The organism is Winogradskyella eckloniae (assembly GCF_013249045.1).
In the GTDB taxonomy this organism is placed as follows: domain Bacteria; phylum Bacteroidota; class Bacteroidia; order Flavobacteriales; family Flavobacteriaceae; genus Winogradskyella; species Winogradskyella eckloniae.
Map to the genome: position 1 here is coordinate 112,623 of NZ_JABRWP010000001.1, position 18,503 is coordinate 131,125.

Sequence of the window (18,503 nt, forward strand, 5' to 3'; positions counted from 1 at the left end):
TAATTAATTTTAAAAGGGATTACCTTATATAATTTATTTCATTAATTTTTCTTTAAGAACTAGGTAAATAAATTTTGAATTGCCAAACAAATAACGCTTCCACATGCGCCTAGGTTCTTGAATAAATCTATAAAACCATTCTAGACCAAATTTTTGCATCCATAGAGGTGCTCTACTAACTTTGCCAGCAACAACATCAAAACTACCACCAACACCCATAATGAAGTTGACATTTTTTAAATGTTTTTTATTATCGTAAAGGAAATTTTCTTTGGTTGGAGAACTTATAGCCACAAACAATATATCTGCACCACTTTCTGAAATTTGGGTTGCAATAATAGACTCTTCTTTTTTGCTAAAATAGCCATTTCTGTAACCTGCAATTATTGAATTGGAATATTGTTCAGCATATTTTTTAGTAACAGACTTTACAATATCCTCTTGAGCTCCGAGAAAGAAAATTTTGTATTTTTTATTAAAAGCCATTTCAACCAGTTTTTCCATTAAATCAATACCTGCTACACGCTCTTTTAATGGTTTATTTAAAAAATGGGATGCCCATACAACGGCTTGTCCATCAGCATTGATTAAATCACTGTCATTAACACTTTGACGTAACTGTAAATCATTTTGCATTGCCACTATCTTACCTGCATTTACAACAACGTGATGAATTTGTTCATTGTTTTTAATTGCAGCTTCAATACAGCATAAAGTTTCGGCCATAGAAATATTGTCTATTTCCGTATTTAAAAACTTTTGTCTATTCATTATCTAAATTGTAAAAACTCAAAGCATAAAACATCCAGCCTTGTGCCCAACGAATATATGGAATTCTAGAAGAAATTAGTTTTCTCTTTTGATAAATAAAATAACCTTCTTTTGTTTGCATATTATCAATTGTCCAATTTAAAACTCTGTCCACAACCGTCTTGTTATCACTTAGTCTATTACATTTATGTAACGTAACGATTAATTGGGCAGGAGCATGAATATCAATCGGGTAGGTCTTGTCATTATAATACTTGCTCATCCCTTCTTCAGTAAAAAAAGTATTTAAATAATAGGACATTCCTATTTCTATATTTGCATTAAATGATTCATCTCCTGATATATTTTGATATATTCTTAAACATTCTAAATTATAACCCGTATGAAAATTATCAACCCATTGATGAAACGGCAAAGTACCATATGCCCAAGAGCCATTTTTACTTTGTCTCTTACAAACATAATTAACAACAGATTTGGCAGTCGTTAATAAGTTTGCCTCGCTAGTATACTTATATACAAGACATAGAAGTTTTGCCCCTAATAAGCCTGCATTGTATACTTGAGTTTTGTCTAATGGTGAATAAGAAAATGTAAAATCTCCATCCTTGTCATAAGATCTATTTAAATCGTTTAAAACGAATTTAGAAGCACTAATGGCAACATTTAAATAATTCTCATTCTTAGTGATTTCATATGCTTCAATTAAGGCGTCAGCAATAAATGTAGTCGCAACAACAGTTGGTGTGTATTTTGGCTGAAAGAATGCTCTAGCCTGCCAATCAAAGTTGTAGCCCCAACAATAATTTGAATAATCTTTAGTTCTTAATTTTAAAATTTCTTTCGCTAAAAACTCTATTTTTTCTAAGTAATTATTACTTGGTATTTTTTTATATAAATTGCAATAGCCTATTAAAAAAAGCCCTAAACCTTTAGGATTGTACTCCTTTTTTATACCGAACAATGGTCTTAGGTTAATTGGGTTTCGTTTAAACAATTGAATCCACGCTAATCTAAACAAACGTGAGTTCCCTAGAGGTGTTTTTTGAATTACCCAGCTATTTAAACCATCATACGGATCCCAACCTTTAAACCCTTCTACTTCGCAATAGTCTTTTAATATATCAAAGCTTTTTTTACTATTTAGCACCTTTTAAGTTTATTTATTCGCAAAAATATTAATATTATCTTTATTATTGACTTTATTCATATTTTCGGGTAAGTTTGTATGGTTTAAATAAAATCTTCTATGAAAAAAGCAGTGAAATATATCCTTTTTTTAATATTCGTTTTTGTAGTAAATTCAGGTTGTAAAGAAAACTCCCATGCAATAAATATTGATAAAGATCACTACAATGTAAATAACATTAAATCTGTTTTTGATTTAGGAAATTATAATATAAAATACAAAAAAAACAAAATAATTTTCAGCAAAGAACATGGTAATATTTCAAGTCCGGTTCAATACAATAATCTTAAAAATGAATTCAATTTTAATAATATTTATAGTTTCAAGGATTCATTAGAAAACACCTATTTTTTTAGATTTGGATGGGTTTCATTTAAGGAAAATCAAAGTGTTTTTTCTAATATAGAATGGATTGGTAAAGCACCTCAAGAATTTGAGGATTTTAAAAAGATTAATTTTAAAATCGTTGATATTGACTTTATTCAATTTGGCACTACATCATTATGCACCATTGGTGATAGTCAAACTTGGTGGTCTAACTCTCAAAATTTAAGAAAATACATTAATGATACTAATGAAAACTTAATTTTTGTAGGTAGTAATACTGATATCTTTGGTTATGGACATGAGGGTGAGGGTGGAAATAATTCTAGTGACCTATTAAATCGAATTGACAACATACCTAGCGCTGATTTTTATACGTTATTAATCGGTACTAATGATTGGAAAAATAATATTGAAACTACTTTTACAAATATTATTAAAATAAGCGAGCACTTAACCACATTAAATCCAAATGCAAAAATTTTATATCTAACTCCAATCCCTACAACCAACAAAAAACGGGATTTGTTTAATATAAAATTATCTAAAAAATTAATAGAGAAATTTAAAGAGAATAAGCAAATTATTGTTTTAGATTTAAGAAAGAAAATTCTAGATAATGAAAATTGGGAAAAAGATTATCTAAGTCATGATGGACTTCATCAAAACAAGAATGGTGTTGAATTTACTGCTAAATCAATTGGAAATAAGATAATCGAACTAAATAGAAATTGATTTTTTTTTATCCTAACTCCTCTAATATTCAATTTTAGATTCTAACAATAAATTTTTACCGCTGTTGGTTGTTTTCAACTTATGAACATATTCAATGGTAATTTCTGTAGTGGGAGAAAAACGTTCTGTCATGAAATTAATCAAAAACAATTCGTCCTCATACCTATAAGTATTTGACTTAATAATTTTTATCTTTAACTTACCTTTTGTTTTTTGAAAATACTGTAATCCCTTTATTTTAGTATAAAATTCCCCATGCATATTAAGAGCTGTAGGCGAAACATAACTTTCGTCTTTGTTATAAATTCTTAAATCCTCTCTACGGCTAAGAATTTCATTTAATGTGCATTCTCCATTTGAATTATACTTTTTGTAAGAAGTATAATCTCCTGTTTTATAATTTATTAAGGGATAACCAAAATTATCTAAGCTGGTACCAACTATTTCTCCTACTATATTTTCTTCTGTAATTGAGTTACCGTTGGTGTCAACTAAATCAAAAAATCCATATTGATGTAAAACCTTGTGTTCACCAGTAGCGAAATCTCTATAAATGAGTATTAACCTTTCAGAATGGCCATAAACTGAAATAACTTTTAGATTTAACTTTTTTTCAAATAACAATTGTTGATATTCTAAATAACTTTCTGAACTCAGAAAAACTCCTTTTAAAAATTTTAAATCTAAACTTTTTTGATAACAAAAATTTAAAAAATTGTATGCAGATGAAGGATATGCCTGTAGGTAATTTATTTTAAGTTTTTTAATAATTTTATAAATTTGCATAAAATACAAATCGGTATTTCTAAAGGCGTCAAATACAACTTCTCTTGTTATTGGGTTAATTTTGTAATCTCTATCTTCAGATAAACTCGTATTCCTAAGTACAGCACGTAATTGATTGGTATACCCTAATTTTTCCCAAAGAAAATGAAAATATGCATATTCCTTTTTATATCTGTTTTTAGGTGAATAATATTTTGCAGGTATACCAGTTGTTCCTCCTGATGTTACAACTTCATAATCTCTACTTTTATATACTTTCGAAAAAAAATGTTCCTCCTCATCAACAATTATTTTTTTATTAATAAACGGAAAATCCTTATACTTAATAGTATTTTGATCGCTGTAAAAAGGGACGTTGTTTACAACAAAATTTAGCATACTTTTTAAGGAATCTAATTGAGGAGGTGCTACAAGTGATATGGATCTTTTTATTCTACGATATTCCCTTCCTAAAATGACGTTATTATTAGGTAGAATTAAATAAACTAAATAGGCTAAAGAATTGTTTTTACTCAGTTTTTCGTTAAAAACTCTAGCAATTTTACTTATAAGCTTCATTTTTTTTAAAATTCCAATTTAATATCAAAGATAGTAGTAATGCAAAAATAACAATGCCGTTTTGCCTTTCTAAAATAGACTCAGTTAGCATAAAGCAAATTAACACTATGAATACTGAAAACTGGTATGCATAGTAGTCATTAAATATTTTTTTAATCCAAACCCAAAAACAGAAAAACCAGACTATAATTGCCATCAAGCCAAAATATATATAATATTCTAAAAACTGGTTATGCGCATTATACTTGTGTTTAACACCTTCGACAAAATTAAATTCATTATAGGCCGTATAAACGTGCTTTTTATCCGTACCACTTCCATCACCAAAATATATATTTGTTTCTCCTACCGCATCAATTACAGCTTGCCAATGTAATATACGTGTGTTTAAAGTTGGTGTATTTGTCCCAAATTCATCTTGCCCATCCTCTCTCTTCTGAAAATTTGGAGAAAATAAAAAACCAAATATTAATAAAGCAATAACAGGAACGCTTAATAGTGACTTTAAGCCATATTTATTATAAAATATAGGAAATAATCCAACACCAAGGGCAAATATTCCCATGCGAGAACTTAATAAATACATAAAGAATAGTAGGAACACAATACTTACCCAATAAATAATTTTGTTTTTAATAAACATTATTTGATATATAAAATTGAGTAATACTATTACACAAAACAATGCATAATAAGTCGTATGAATATTTAATAGAGATGCGAGATTTTGATTATAGAAGTAATTACCAAAATTCATGTAAGTAAAATAAGATGCTTTTATCAATGCAAAGACTGCACAACAAATAACAGATATACTAAACCATTTTAAAATGTTTTCTAGCTTTTTTAATTCCATTTCCTGACTAAAAATGACTAATGGAATTGCCAATAATGGAAGGTTTTTTACAATATTTTTAAAGCCAATATCTAAACTATCTGAATAAGTTAAACCAATTATAAACATAAAAAACCAAATAGAAATACTTAAAAATTGATACCTCTTCTGTTTTAAATTTGCAAATTTATTTGAAAAGCCTCCGGAAAATAACCAAACTGCTATCAATATTATTAAAGCTTGAGAATTCAAGCTATATTTTGGCATTGGTAATGTAATAACCACTAATAATAGTGCTAGGTTTTGTAAATAGTCCCAATTAATTTTTTTCAACTCCAATTAATATTAATTTAGCTATGAGCTCTTGCGCTAATTTATGATGTCCTTTATAGTTAAGATGAATACCATCATCTGTAAAATACGTACTCTTATTATATTCTGATATATTGATATAGTGTAACTTACTAGAAACAGCTTTCACTAAAGTATTATGAATAATTATAATTTCTTTCTCCTCATTTAAGGCAACAAATTTCTTTAGATTAGTTTCAAAATCCTCGCGATTTTCAGATAAACCTAAATACAAAATGACTATTTCGGTTTCATTAAATTGTAAATTATTTAGAAAAATGTCATTTGATGTATAACTATTCTCAAAATAATATGGAAAGCCGAAGACATCATTTTTATTGCCTACAAAACGCACATTTAATTTTTCTGATATCCATTTTCTAGTATATTTTCCTTCGCGCCAACCCATCTGAGAATCCCCAATCATAGCAATGCTTATGCCTTCTTTTTGATTTAACACTAGATTACTTAGGCCAAACTTAATATCGCCTTCAAGACGTCTAGGGTACTCGTTAATCCAATGCACACCGATAAAAGTTAATGTGTCTTTATTTGTTTCTATTCTTTCTGAACGAAAGTAATGCTTGTTATCGACTACATAAGTTTTCTGATTATCTAAAATCAAAGTGTTTTCTGTACTTGCTTTGAACTTATTGACTTCATATTCAAGAATTTTAATACTTCCAATATTTTGATTCTGTAAATGATTCCAGCTATAATTTAGCACAAAGAAATCTTCTTTTGCATTTACTAAAAAATTAAGACTCAAATAGCAAAAGAGAGAACCAAATATTAGATACAGGGTTAAATTATTAGGTAACTTCATCTTTGATGCGTATAATTTTTGCGGGAACACCAGCGACTATAGCATTGTCTGGAACATTATCTATAACAACAGCATTTGCACCAACGGTAACATTATTACCAATATGTATTGGTCCTAAAACTTTAGCTCCTGTTGCAATATATACATTGTTTCCAATTTTTGGCACTTCATAATGTTGAGATTTTCCTCCAATGGTTACGTTAGTACCAATAGTACAATTACTGCCAATTATAACTCTTTTATGCAATACCACTCCAATACCACCATACCCGAAACGTGTTCCCTTATTAATTTTACATTGATATGGAATACTAGAATTATATAGTAAAAAACATAAAAGTTTAATCAATTTAGGTACTAATGGGATATTCCATTTATATAAACGATGACTAAGCTCGTAAAGAAAATAAACGTTTAACATAAATAAAGATCAATTATTTTTTTTGACATTAAATTAATATCAAAATCATTAAATTTAATTAAAGAATTATTCGATAGTGTTTGGTAATTATTCTCATTAAAAAATTTGATAGCATTTACTAAATCGGATGTGGACTTAATTTCAATTAATTTACCATTATACTCATCAACTATTAGTTCATCCAATGCATTCCATTTTGTTGCTATTATAGGCATACCCACTGACATAGCTTCAATAAAAATTCCGGGATAACCCTCACCAGGATGAAAAGTAGGCAATACTAATACATCATAACATTGTAATGTACTAATAACCTCATCAGAAGACAATACTCCCTTATAAAACGTTTGTTTATCAAAAGAATTATTATAAAAGTTTCTATCAATTGGTCCATAAATATCAACTGTGTATTTCCCGTCCAATACATCAATTGCTTCGATAATATAATCTATACCTTTATTAGGTGTGACTCTTGATATAAACACAAATTTTTTAGAATATGTTTTTTGCTCACTATCGACTTTATCTCTGCTATTAGGAAACCAAATAAACCCATCTCGTCTTTTATGTTCTTTGAAAAACTCAATCATTCTCTTTGTTTCCATTAATTTATAATCAGATTTCAATATTGTTAAATCTAAATATTTTTTAATTAATTCAGGCAGGGACTGATATACCTTATGAAATTTACCACCAAAAAAATGATAAATTACTTTTTTACCCAATAACCTACTAACAAAAACAATAAAGGGACCAATCGTAAGATGAAAATCCCATGTGGCATGTATACTAATAACATCATACTTATGAATCTTAAACAGAAATCTAAACGGAAAAAAGATATAATCTATAACCTGTCCGTATTTAAACCAAAAAAATCTAATTTTAATGAAATCTAATTCTATTAAATCTGAGGATTTTAATTTTTTTAAAAGAGCATAAGTATATGTATTTGCTCCTCCAATAGAGTTTACATTTTTTCCAGGTATATTTCCAATTAATAATATTTTGTTTTTCAATTTGATACAGATAAACTATTTAACTTTTAAATTAGAATCATAAACTATAGGATAAGCAAATAAAATAGTCATAGCAAGCATTACAAGGTTATTTATTGAAAACGAAAATAAGCCATCAAAAAATAACATCCCATAAATAATACATAGAATCTTAAGTTTAAGATATTTTATTTTATTTAAAACAAGTGGTACTAAAAGAACCATAAAATAAGATAAGCCTCCTAAAATACCCAATTCTACAAACAAGTGTGGATAATAAGTATCTGTAGTCGCTAAAAAATTAGTGTCATACCAATTAAAATCAATTTCTTTATAATACGGAGAATTGTATTTTGTTGATGCTGGACCTCCAAAAACACCAATTCCCTTTCCTAATAAGTTAAAGTCCTTAAACTCATTGAACATAGCTCTGTAGGATTCTGACCTTGCTGAATTTCCTTCAGTTATATAAAGTTTTAACCTAACCTCTATTGATTTTTCGATTGACGTACGTATCTCATTTCCAACTATGAAATATAGGCTTCCCAATATAAAAGGTAATACCAACAAGTACTTTAATTTCTTATAATATTTAATTGCAAGCGTTATTATAAAAAAACCGATTGTTTTAAACGATGTACTAATAAATACACCTATTGTAAAAATGGTTAAACAGGATTTTCGGTACTTACCAAAATAGTAATAATAGGTTATCCAAAACGCAATAAAATTTAGAATACCGTATGCACCAAAAAAGATTACTAAACCAGTCGCTCTTAGAACACCAAATGTTTTTGGTGACCAGTAAACCGTTCTGTTTTGACTCTCAATAAAATACCTTGCATAGAACCATTGTCGCTGTGGATCAATATAAAAATGATAATAATTTTTAAATTGTGCTACAAAATTAATTAAAGTAAAAATAATTATAAACCCAACAAAAAGTTTCAATTTGTGTTTATTATAATAACCATATAAAAGTACTGCAATTGGAAAAAAATATCTAATTCCGTCTTCTATAGCTGCATTATAGTTGAATGATCTTGCGAATGCAATTACAAAAAAAAACAAAAAAATGAATACTGCTAGTGCTAATTTATTAGGTACTCTAATTTTTAACCAGACAGGACAGATTAAAAACAAGCAGGTTAAAACCTTAATTGGAGATGATAAATTAGGATATATATAAGCTATAATTTCGCCCACAAAAACCATTATGATTGGTAACAGTATTATGAAATCATATAGGTATTTCAGTTTTAACTTCATATAATTCTAAATCACACCTTATTGTTAAGTTTAAATAATAATATAAATCTAATGAGCAAGGTTGCTAGACTTGAAACCGCTATACCCATCAACCCAATCTGGCTGTATAAAAAATAACTTAAAACAACATTGCATGATAATGCAAATAGGTTAATTACTAAGTTTTGTGAAAACAATTTTCTTATTATAATTACAGCTCCATAAGATACTGATAACGCTTGAATAAATTTAGCTCCTAAAATTATCAAAAATACATAAAGAACCGAACTATAGTCTTCAAAATAAAAATGCGTTAAAAAGATAAAAATAAAGACTAAAACAATGGTCATTATTAATACCAGTCGAAAGATTTTAACTCTAAGGGTTCGTGCATATTTTAGATTCTTTTTTAGCTTTTCTATATCAACTTGAACCAGGGTTAAAGGTATAATTATTAAAGCATTGGCTATGTTTAAAGAAAAACTATAATTTGCTATTTCTACATCTGCAGAATTAGAAAGTAATTTAATAATTAATATATCAGTATATAAAAACATCATATTGGCAAAATTGCTCACAACTATAGTTAAAGAACTAGATATAAGCTTTTTAAAAAGTGCCCAATACCTTTTTAACGTCCTAAGAACAATATTGTTTTTATAAACGAAAAATACAGTATAAACCAATAATAGAGGCAACAATAAGTAGTTGACGTATACAAATGCTAAGTTGGGCTTGTCTAAATAAAATATTGAAATTAGTACGGTAGAGTAAAATACTAAAGATATGATAGATTTATAAAACGAAGCATAATTACTGCCTTTGTAAGTTAAAATAAATGGAGCTACAATACCATTATTGAAAAAAATAGAATGAAAATAAATTGGTATTATTAGGAATAGATAGTTAAAAACACTAAGAAATGGTGTAATCAATACAGCTAAAGCAGTAATAAACAATAATGAAATGAAAGTAAAGTATTTTTTGCTTTCATTACTTTTTGGGTAGGTCATTATTAATGTAGGCAAACCAAAAGTAAGCATTGCCGCGCCAAGTTCAATTATTTTTTTATAAAATTCTAAACTTCCATAATATTCTTTTGTAAGATAAAATGGAGCTATTAGAAGAATTAAATATTCTAAACCTCTACTAAATAATATTGAACTACCATAAAAAAAATATTTTTTCAAAATTTTTATTTTCTAACACCACAAAAATCCAAAATAATTTGATTTGGTTTAATATTAATTTTTGAAAACTCTTTATGCGCGACTAAAAACACTATAATATCTGCTTTCTCAGCTGCTTCTTCATAATTAGTTAGTTTAAAAACATTATGGTTTTTTATATTGGGCTCAACAATATAATACATTTCATTGTTCGAGTTTTGTAATACTTTTTGAGCAATATATTTAGCAGGAGATTCTCTTAAATCATCAATATTAGGTTTAAAGGCTAAACCCATGAGTGCTATTTTAGGTTTATATCCTTTTTTTATTTCGAACTCTAATTTAGCTGTTTGTACTTTTTCGGCACACCATAGAGACTTATAATTATTAATTTCTCTTGCCTTACTAATAATCTTAGATTCTTCTGGGTAATCTGATACTATAAAATAAGGATCTACAGCTATACAATGTCCTCCTACACCACAACCTGGTTGTAAAATATTAACTCTTGGGTGTTTATTTGCTAATTCTATAAGTTCCCAAACATTTATGTCTGCTTTATCACATATTAAAGATAATTCATTTGCAAACGCTATTTGTACATCTCGAGAGGAATTTTCAACGAGTTTACACATTTCTGCTGTACGTGCATTTGTTTTGTGCAAATCTCCTTTTATAAATTGACTATAAAAGTCAATGGCTTTATTAGTAGAAGCTTCATTTACACCTCCTATAACTCTATCATTATTTACCAATTCATACATTACATTTCCAGGTAAAACACGCTCTGGACAATATGCTAGAAATAACTTTTCTTTTAACTCTGGGCGTTCTGAGTATATTAAACTCATCATTTTCTCAGTAGTGCCTACAGGTGAGGTAGATTCTATAATATATAAGTCACCAGGTTTTAATAAAGGAATAATAGCTTTGGTAGCGGCCTCTACAAATGAAATGTCTGGCTCGTTTTTAGCCTTAAATGGTGTAGGAACAACAACTAAATAGGTATTAGCTTCAACAGGTTTGGTGTTCGCTTTTAAATATCCATTGTTAACAGCATCTGCAACTGCAGTATCTAAATCTGGTTCAATAATATGTATTTTACCTGCATTTATAATTTCTACAATACTTGGGTTTATGTCTACACCATGTACTCGAGTATTATTTTGTGCTATTAATGCTGCTGTTGGTAGACCAATATAGCCCAAACCCATCATTACTACTTCAGGTTTATTCATTTTATAAGTTCAAAATAAATTTAACTATTCGTTCACATGCTTTTCCATCTCCATAAGGATTATGAAGACTACTCATCTTCTGATAACGAACAGTATCTGTTAAAAGTATATTAGCTTCATTAACAATTTTATCTGTATCAGTGCCAACTAATATCACAGTGCCAGCTTCTACTGCTTCTGGTCGCTCTGTTGTGTCCCTCATTACCAAAACAGGCTTACCTAAACTTGGAGCTTCCTCTTGAACGCCTCCACTGTCAGTAATTATTAAATAAGAATGGTTCATTAACCACACAAATGCTGGATACGATAACGGTTTAATTAACTTAATGTTTTCTTGATCACTCAATAACTCAAAAACAGGTTTTTGAACATTTGGATTTAAATGTACTGGATAAACTATTTGCACATCATTATGATTTTGCACTATATTTTTTAACGCTGCACAGATATTAATAAATCCTTCTCCATGATTTTCTCGTCTATGTCCTGTTACTAAAATTAATCTTTTATTTGCGTCTATATTAGTCTTTAAATACTCAATTTCAACATCTTCAAAATTTTCAACATTTACTATATTAGTGCTATATTTTAAAGCATCAATAACGGTATTACCGGTAACTAAAATACTGGCTTCTTTAACATTTTCATTCAATAAATTAATTTTTGCCGTAGGCGTTGGTGCAAAATGATAATCTGACAAACGACCAGTAATACTTCTGTTAATTTCTTCTGGGAAAGGGGAGCGTTTATTAAATGTTCTTAAACCCGCTTCGACATGACATACTTTAGCACCAGAATAAAACGCTGCTATACTTGCAGACATCGTTGTTGTTGTGTCTCCATGAACATAGACAAAATCTGGCTTAAAATCTTCTAATATTGGTTTTAAATCAGTTATAATCTCAGCTGTTAAATTATACAGGTTCTGATTGGGTTTCATTAAATCTAAATCATAATCTGGTATAATCTTAAAAAAATCTAATACTTGATCTAACATTTCCCTATGTTGTGCTGTAATGCACACTTTAGTTTCAAAGTCATTAGAATAATTCGAGAACGCCTTCACCAATGGCGCCATTTTTATGGCTTCAGGACGTGTTCCAAAAATGATAAGATTTTTCTTCTTCATGCAAGAATTGTAGTCAGTATTAAACTTAAAAAAATTATGCTAGACATAGGTATTACAAAAATACTATTATAATTGAGTTGGCCTATAATTTGTAATGCTAAACAACCGTAATAAGCCTATGAATAATTGATATTACGATTTAAATTAGTAATAGCAGTTTCTAGGCTGGTTTTCCAACAAGGAATTTCAATATCTAATCTTTCTTTAATTTTAAAAGAATCTAATACACTATACTTAGGTCGCACAGCTTTGGTTGGATAATCTTTACTTTCTATTTTATTTAAAATGATAGGAGAGTTACTTAGTTTAAAGATTTCTCCAGCAAACTCATACCAACTTATTGCTCCGTTATTACTAAAATGATAAAGACCATAACACTTACTTTTACCTTCAATTAAACACAATATAACATGTGCTAAATCTACAGCATATGTTGGGCTTCCTATTTGGTCGCTAACAACATTTATCTCTTCGCGTTCTTTCCCGAATTTGAGCATAGTTTTTAAAAAGTTATTTCCAAATTCTGAATACAACCAAGAGGTTCTAATTATAAAATGATTATTCAAAATTTTAGAAATTTCTGTTTCACCTTCCAGTTTAGTTTTACCATATATTCCTAATGGATTAGTCGATGCATCTTCAGAATATGGCACAGACGCAGTTCCGTCAAACACAAAATCTGTAGACACATGGATGAGGGTAACATTATGTTTTTGGCAAGCTATAGCCAAATTCTTAGCTCCTAACACATTTATTTTATGAGCTAAAGCGCTTTCCGATTCGGCTTTATCAACATTGGTATAGGCTGCACAATTTATGCAGTAATCAAACTGTTTTGAACTAAATGCAGCTTCTAAAGACTCATCATTTGTAATATCTAATTCTGAAGATGATTTAAAACTAAATTGTAGACTAGGATATTGTTGTGAAATATGCTTTACACATTGTGCCAATTGACCAGTTTTACCCGTAACTAAAACTGTTAACATGTCTCGGCATCTTTAAAATTAGGAAGTATTAGATCTTTTTCTGAAAGAATAAAATCTGACTCTGGTAAAAACCAATTAATGTTTAAATATTTATCATTAAATATAATTCCTGTTTCAGAAGCTTTATTATAAAATTCATCACATTTGTAGCTAAAAATAGTATTATCTTCTAATACTATAAACCCATGAGCAAATCCTTTAGGGATAAACAACTGTGTCTTATTCTCTTCGGTTAACTCAATAGAAAAATGTTTTCCGAAGGTGTCTGACTCTCTTCTCATATCAACAACAACATCCCATACACGTCCTTTAATAACCCTAACCAGCTTAGCTTGACTATACTTGCCTTTTTGGTAATGTAAACCCCTTAAAACACCTCTAGATGACTTAGATTCATTATCCTGTACAAACTGAATATCTAATCCTAATTTTTCATTAAAGGTTTGCTGATTAAAGGACTCTATAAAATAACCTCGATTATCTTTAAAAATTGAAGGTTGTATGATATAACACCCTTTTAGTTTTGATTCTTCTATAGTCATTCTATGCGCTTATATTATTTATAGTTTTTAATAAAACTAAAAGCCTTTATTGATAAAAAAAACAAGAATAAAAATGTCAAAGTCAAAATTGGAAATAAATAGGTATATCGTCTTCTTATATTGTTGTCCTTTTTACCAATTTTATCAAATGGTGTTAAAACATCGTAAATAGTATTTTCTTCAGCAACCGTTAGATTTAGCATATTTAACTCTTTCCTTAAACTGAGTTCTCTTAAAAACAAATCAAATTCCTTTGTTTCTCTTTTTTCTTCTTGAAGTGGCAAAACATTAGATAAGCCTAGTGATATATTTGGGTTTTTAGAATCATTTTTAATGGCTTCTAAATACGTTTTTTGAATACTATCTAATCGATCTAATTGCAGCATTAAAGACGCACGCTCTATATCTGCTAAAGTATCTCTGACGCTTTTTTGATACTCTGAAAATTCATTCTCTAAAGTCTTCTTAAATCCTTTATGTAATTCAGGAAATATGTCAACCTGAATTGATTTTGCTTTAATTGCAAATAATCTACTTGACATTAAGTCTCTATTATTGATATATTCTTTATAACTCAATTCATCAACTAAAGAGGTATCAACTGATTGTACATATTCATCATACTCAATAAACAAATCATTTTGTGATTCAGGGCCAGCATACAATTCAAAACCAACTAATGTTTTAGCTTTAATTGTGTCCATTTCAAAAATGGTCGCTAATTCCGTAAGATTACCTGAACCAATTAAGGCATTAAAATATTCAATATTACTTGCAAGTTGATATTTTGAATCAAAATGCGGTTTAACCACCATTTCAGAATAATATATAGGATCACCTGATTTTTCATATACATAACCCAATATGGCAGTAATTATAAGCGCAGCTGCAACAATTTTAAAATTATCAACTAATGGCTTTATAACATAGATAAATGCTGAGAATATCCCTTTAAAAATACGGCCAAAAAAAGCAAATAATTTTTCAAACAATTTGCCAATAGCATTAAACAATTGCCCTAAATCAACCTCTTCGCTTTGTGGTGGTTGTGGTAATTTTTCACTCATTATTTATGAATTAAATATTTGTTCTAATATCTTTTTTGTAATCACGTATGTTGGTTTTACACCAGAAGTTCCTAAACCTCCAGATGCTAATGTGCTTCCTGTTTCTAATGGGTTATCACTAGCATAGTAAGCATATCTTACCTTTACATCATCATTGATACTGCCTCTTACTCTAGAAGCTGCTTGTATTGCTTTTTGATAATGCGCACCTTCCATCTCTAATCCAATTACATTCCAGGTTGAATTCTTAAAGAACTTCAAAATTTCTTTATTTTGAAGCGACGTACCAAGCACAGTAACCATTGTACCTTCATAAACAGAAACGCCACAATCTTTTAAATCATCTTTTGTTAATTCGTTTTCAAAAGGGTAATTATCTGCCGTACCTTCAAAAATATGAGCATTAGGAATCATTACATCACCTTTTCCGCCTTCTAAAATACCTGCTTTACCCATTATAGATATAGACTTTACATCTAAATGCACCTTTTTACCATCCACTTTTATAGGCTTTAAAAATTCATCTAAGGTTTCATAAGCCTGCTCTCCAAATGCATAGTCCATTACAAAAATAACCGCCTTCTTTTCTACCTTTTCCTCTAAATATTTAAATTCTGATTTTGAAAAATCAATCTTATCGGTATCAAAAATCTGAATATCAATGTTGGTTCCAGATGTATCCTTTATCTGAATCATCCCATTTTGCAACGCTGATTTCTCCACTTTATTGCGCATGGCTGCATTTTTTGAATTACTTAGTTCTTCATAAGTTTCAAAAATATCCTTTTTAGCATCTGCCCCTTTTAATGTACCTTTTGCAAACAAAGAGTTCATTACACTATGCATATTTGCACTAATGATATGAATTGGACGCTCTAATAATCCGTTTTTTTGCAGTGCAGATTTAATGGTATCTGCCCACGCTTCTCCATGTATATGATGCCCTAATCGTTCTCTTAATACTGGACTAAAAGTAATGGTGCGTTTGTTATTATTTACCGTTTCTTCTATGGCTAATTTACCTAACCAATATACAATTTGTAATAAACGTTCTGGCTGATTTTCTGTCGCAAATTTAGGATAGGCTTCTGTTAATTCATTAAACGTTCTACCCAATATATTTGCAGTATGCGTAATCGCAATTTCGCGCTCTTTTTGTGTCAGTTTTTTAGTAGAGGTTACCGCGTTTTCTAATTTTTTCCAATCTCTTACTGTGGTACCTTCTTCGTCTATAATAACACGTTTGCTTATTTTATGCGATTCTACAAATAAGAATGTTAAGTGCGTTAAAATATCGTAAATCTCAGAACGCCCTCTTGTAATTTCTATATTCATTTGCTCATCGTCAATGCGATAGCAATTTCTTCTTCTTTTAGGTGGAATTATAGCTTTAAAATGCGAATTTGCATAACCTTCATCACTTGTAAGGTTAATAAACGTACATTCTTCTATGCCATGAGGTAAACGATCTACAACATAAAGTAAGCCTTCTAATTCTGCTTTTTCTTCTCCTATAGAACCATAAATTTCTGGACGTAAAAGCAATAAAGCTTCGCGTAAGGTTTCTCCAGAAACTCCCATGGGTTTATAAAAACCACGATTAAAAAGATGACGCATCGTAATATACATGCGTTCTATTGCGCTTGAGCTTTCTTGTGCTCTTGTTCTTTCGTGTTTTTTCTTCATATTAATTGTGCCATTTTAACACACAAATATAGGTTTATTTAGTCAGATTAAATTGGTATAAACAGTCTGCAATTTTTCGGTCGTTAGAGAGCCTCGGAATTTTATTTTGCCCTCCCAATTTCCCTATTGATTTCATGTAAGTTTGAAATCCGTCTTTTTTAATTTTAGTGATCTTTAATGACCTTAAAACCTTACCGTCTATTAAATCTAGATAATAAGAATTTTGGTGTTTTAATGACGTTTCTAATGCTTCGATGAATTGGGCTTCATCATCTGGTTCGTGTTCAAACTCAATTAACCATTCATGGTATGGCAAGCCTTCTTCAGGATTTATCTGTGGCGCAACTGTAAATTCGTTTACCGAAATTGAAGTGTTTTCTGTCGCTTCTTTTAAAGCTTGTTCTACTTCTTTACCTATAACATGTTCTCCAAATGCCGATATAAAATGTTTTATTCTTCCGCTTACAATCACTCTATATGGTTTTAATGATGTAAACTGAACAGTATCTCCGATATTGTATGCCCAAAGTCCTGCTGTTGTAGAAATAATCATAACATAATTTACGCTTAACTTTACATCTGCAATTGTGATGCGTTTTGGGTGATCTTCAAAGAAGTGTTCGGCTTCTATAAACTCATAAAAAATCCCTGAATTTAATTGAAGTAACATGCCTTTTTCTTTTTGTTGATCTTGAAATGCAAAAAAGCCTTCACTAGCAGGATAGAGTTCTATGCTATCTACTTTTCTTCCTATTAAGTTCTCAAATTTAGCTCTGTAAGGTTCATAGTTTACACCTCCAAATATGAAAAGATTGAAATTCTTAAAAAGATCACCTACGTTTTTACCTGACTTCTCAATCAATTTTTCGAAATACATTTGCACCCAAGATGGAATACCAGAAATGATACTCATATCTTCATTGATAGTTTCCTCTACAATGGCATCTACCTTCGTTTCCCAATCATCTATACAATTAGTTTCTAGGCTAGGCATTCTGTTTTTTTGAAGATATTTGGGAACGTAATGCGCAACGATACCTGAAAGGCGTCCTAATTTAATACCATTCTTTTCTTCTAAAATTGGGCTTCCTTGAAGAAAAATCATTTTTCCATCTACAAATTTTGCATTACCTGTTTCATGGATGTACATTAATATGGCATTTCTAGCAGCTTCTACATGCGTTGGCATACTTTCTTTGGTAATGGGTATATATTTTGCTCCAGAGGTTGTGCCAGAGGTTTTTGCAAAATAGATTGGCTTACCTTTCCATAAAACATCTTTCTCTCCTGCAACTACGCGTTCTACGTAAGGTTTTAATGCTTCGTAATCTCGTATTGGTACCTGATTTTGAAATTCTTCAATTGTAGAAATTGAATTAAAATTATGGTCTTTTCCGAAGGCTGTATCTTTTGCTTCAGATATTAAGTTGTAAAATACTTTTTGCTGCGTTTCTATTGGTTTAGACGACCACTTTTTTATAGATTTATATACACGTTTTGCAAATGGTTTTGCTAAGGCTGCTTTTATTGATAACATTATGTATTGTACAATTTAAACCTGTTAATAATTAAACTTTGTTGAGCTTTTCTAAATTTGATGCGTGTAAAACGTTATACTTTCAATATAAAAAGAATCTATTT

The 18,503-nt window shown here is 29.5% G+C and carries 17 protein-coding genes; 1 reads left to right on the top strand and 16 read right to left on the bottom strand.

Annotated elements, in window-relative coordinates; translation table 11 throughout:
- Positions 1–33: 33 nt before the first annotated feature.
- A complete protein-coding gene (locus HNV08_RS00560; RefSeq protein ID WP_173279167.1) occupies positions 34–771 on the bottom strand; it encodes a WecB/TagA/CpsF family glycosyltransferase in 738 nt (245 codons plus the stop codon).
- Positions 764–1,921 carry a glycoside hydrolase family protein gene (locus HNV08_RS00565; RefSeq protein ID WP_173279168.1) on the bottom strand — a complete coding sequence of 386 codons (1,158 nt, stop codon included), beginning with the start codon at positions 1,919–1,921 and terminating at the stop codon, positions 764–766. The genes HNV08_RS00560 and HNV08_RS00565 overlap by 8 nt, the downstream gene beginning before the upstream one ends.
- A 99-nt stretch (positions 1,922–2,020) precedes the next feature.
- Between HNV08_RS00565 and HNV08_RS00570 the strand changes: the two genes are divergently transcribed.
- Entirely contained in the window at positions 2,021–3,019 is a 999-nt protein-coding gene (locus HNV08_RS00570; protein WP_173279169.1) for an SGNH/GDSL hydrolase family protein, read from the top strand.
- Positions 3,020–3,040: 21 nt separating this feature from the next.
- Here the strand turns inward: HNV08_RS00570 and HNV08_RS00575 are convergent, their stop codons facing one another.
- The 14 genes from HNV08_RS00575 to HNV08_RS00640 form a co-directional block, all read right to left on the bottom strand.
- A complete protein-coding gene (locus HNV08_RS00575; RefSeq protein ID WP_173279170.1) occupies positions 3,041–4,363 on the bottom strand; it encodes an acyl-CoA synthetase family protein in 1,323 nt (440 codons plus the stop codon).
- Positions 4,347–5,531, bottom strand: coding sequence for an O-antigen ligase family protein (locus HNV08_RS00580; protein ID WP_173279171.1), 1,185 nt, complete (start codon positions 5,529–5,531; stop codon positions 4,347–4,349). The genes HNV08_RS00575 and HNV08_RS00580 overlap by 17 nt, the downstream gene beginning before the upstream one ends.
- Positions 5,518–6,318 (bottom strand): SGNH/GDSL hydrolase family protein, encoded by an 801-nt coding sequence (locus tag HNV08_RS00585; protein WP_173279172.1) that lies wholly within the window; start codon positions 6,316–6,318, stop codon positions 5,518–5,520. Before HNV08_RS00585 ends, HNV08_RS00580 begins: the two co-directional genes overlap by 14 nt.
- A gap of 43 nt (positions 6,319–6,361) precedes the next feature.
- On the bottom strand, positions 6,362–6,724 hold the full coding sequence (locus HNV08_RS00590; RefSeq protein WP_241697152.1) for a serine O-acetyltransferase: 363 nt from the start codon (positions 6,722–6,724) through the stop codon (positions 6,362–6,364).
- Positions 6,725–6,789: 65 nt separating this feature from the next.
- On the bottom strand, positions 6,790–7,815 hold the full coding sequence (locus HNV08_RS00595) for a glycosyltransferase (RefSeq protein ID WP_173279174.1): 1,026 nt from the start codon (positions 7,813–7,815) through the stop codon (positions 6,790–6,792).
- Between the two features lie 15 nt (positions 7,816–7,830).
- Entirely contained in the window at positions 7,831–9,000 is a 1,170-nt protein-coding gene (locus HNV08_RS00600; protein ID WP_173279175.1) for a hypothetical protein, read from the bottom strand.
- Between the two features lie 74 nt (positions 9,001–9,074).
- A complete protein-coding gene (locus HNV08_RS00605; RefSeq protein WP_173279176.1) occupies positions 9,075–10,232 on the bottom strand; it encodes an MATE family efflux transporter in 1,158 nt (385 codons plus the stop codon).
- Positions 10,233–10,237: 5 nt separating this feature from the next.
- Positions 10,238–11,449 carry a UDP-N-acetyl-D-mannosamine dehydrogenase gene (gene wecC, locus HNV08_RS00610; RefSeq protein ID WP_173279177.1) on the bottom strand — a complete coding sequence of 404 codons (1,212 nt, stop codon included), beginning with the start codon at positions 11,447–11,449 and terminating at the stop codon, positions 10,238–10,240.
- 1 nt (position 11,450) lies between these two features.
- Positions 11,451–12,578 carry a non-hydrolyzing UDP-N-acetylglucosamine 2-epimerase gene (gene wecB, locus HNV08_RS00615; RefSeq protein ID WP_173279178.1) on the bottom strand — a complete coding sequence of 376 codons (1,128 nt, stop codon included), beginning with the start codon at positions 12,576–12,578 and terminating at the stop codon, positions 11,451–11,453.
- Between the two features lie 116 nt (positions 12,579–12,694).
- On the bottom strand, positions 12,695–13,567 hold the full coding sequence (rfbD, locus tag HNV08_RS00620; RefSeq protein WP_173279179.1) for a dTDP-4-dehydrorhamnose reductase: 873 nt from the start codon (positions 13,565–13,567) through the stop codon (positions 12,695–12,697).
- The gene (gene rfbC, locus HNV08_RS00625) at positions 13,561–14,109 is read right to left on the bottom strand and encodes a dTDP-4-dehydrorhamnose 3,5-epimerase (RefSeq protein ID WP_173279180.1); all 549 of its coding nucleotides are present in this window, start codon (positions 14,107–14,109) and stop codon (positions 13,561–13,563) included. The genes rfbD and rfbC overlap by 7 nt, the downstream gene beginning before the upstream one ends.
- A gap of 14 nt (positions 14,110–14,123) precedes the next feature.
- On the bottom strand, positions 14,124–15,176 hold the full coding sequence (locus HNV08_RS00630) for a hypothetical protein (RefSeq protein ID WP_173279181.1): 1,053 nt from the start codon (positions 15,174–15,176) through the stop codon (positions 14,124–14,126).
- A 3-nt stretch (positions 15,177–15,179) separates the two neighbouring features.
- Entirely contained in the window at positions 15,180–16,862 is a 1,683-nt protein-coding gene (locus HNV08_RS00635; RefSeq protein ID WP_194241956.1) for a DUF6909 family protein, read from the bottom strand.
- A 34-nt stretch (positions 16,863–16,896) separates the two neighbouring features.
- Entirely contained in the window at positions 16,897–18,399 is a 1,503-nt protein-coding gene (locus HNV08_RS00640; protein WP_173279182.1) for a GH3 auxin-responsive promoter family protein, read from the bottom strand.
- Between the last annotated feature and the right edge of the window lie 104 nt (positions 18,400–18,503).

Coding starts and splice junctions, on each gene's coding strand:
- HNV08_RS00560 (WP_173279167.1), bottom strand. CDS start 771: ATGAATAGACAAAAGTTTTTAAATACGGAAATAGACAATATTTCTATG.
- HNV08_RS00570 (WP_173279169.1), top strand. CDS start 2,021: ATGAAAAAAGCAGTGAAATATATCCTTTTTTTAATATTCGTTTTTGTA.
- HNV08_RS00575 (WP_173279170.1), bottom strand. CDS start 4,363: ATGAAGCTTATAAGTAAAATTGCTAGAGTTTTTAACGAAAAACTGAGT.
- wecC (WP_173279177.1), bottom strand. CDS start 11,449: ATGAATAAACCTGAAGTAGTAATGATGGGTTTGGGCTATATTGGTCTA.
- wecB (WP_173279178.1), bottom strand. CDS start 12,578: ATGAAGAAGAAAAATCTTATCATTTTTGGAACACGTCCTGAAGCCATA.
- rfbD (WP_173279179.1), bottom strand. CDS start 13,567: ATGTTAACAGTTTTAGTTACGGGTAAAACTGGTCAATTGGCACAATGT.
- rfbC (WP_173279180.1), bottom strand. CDS start 14,109: ATGACTATAGAAGAATCAAAACTAAAAGGGTGTTATATCATACAACCT.
- HNV08_RS00630 (WP_173279181.1), bottom strand. CDS start 15,176: ATGAGTGAAAAATTACCACAACCACCACAAAGCGAAGAGGTTGATTTA.
- HNV08_RS00635 (WP_194241956.1), bottom strand. CDS start 16,862: ATGAAGAAAAAACACGAAAGAACAAGAGCACAAGAAAGCTCAAGCGCA.
- HNV08_RS00640 (WP_173279182.1), bottom strand. CDS start 18,399: ATGTTATCAATAAAAGCAGCCTTAGCAAAACCATTTGCAAAACGTGTA.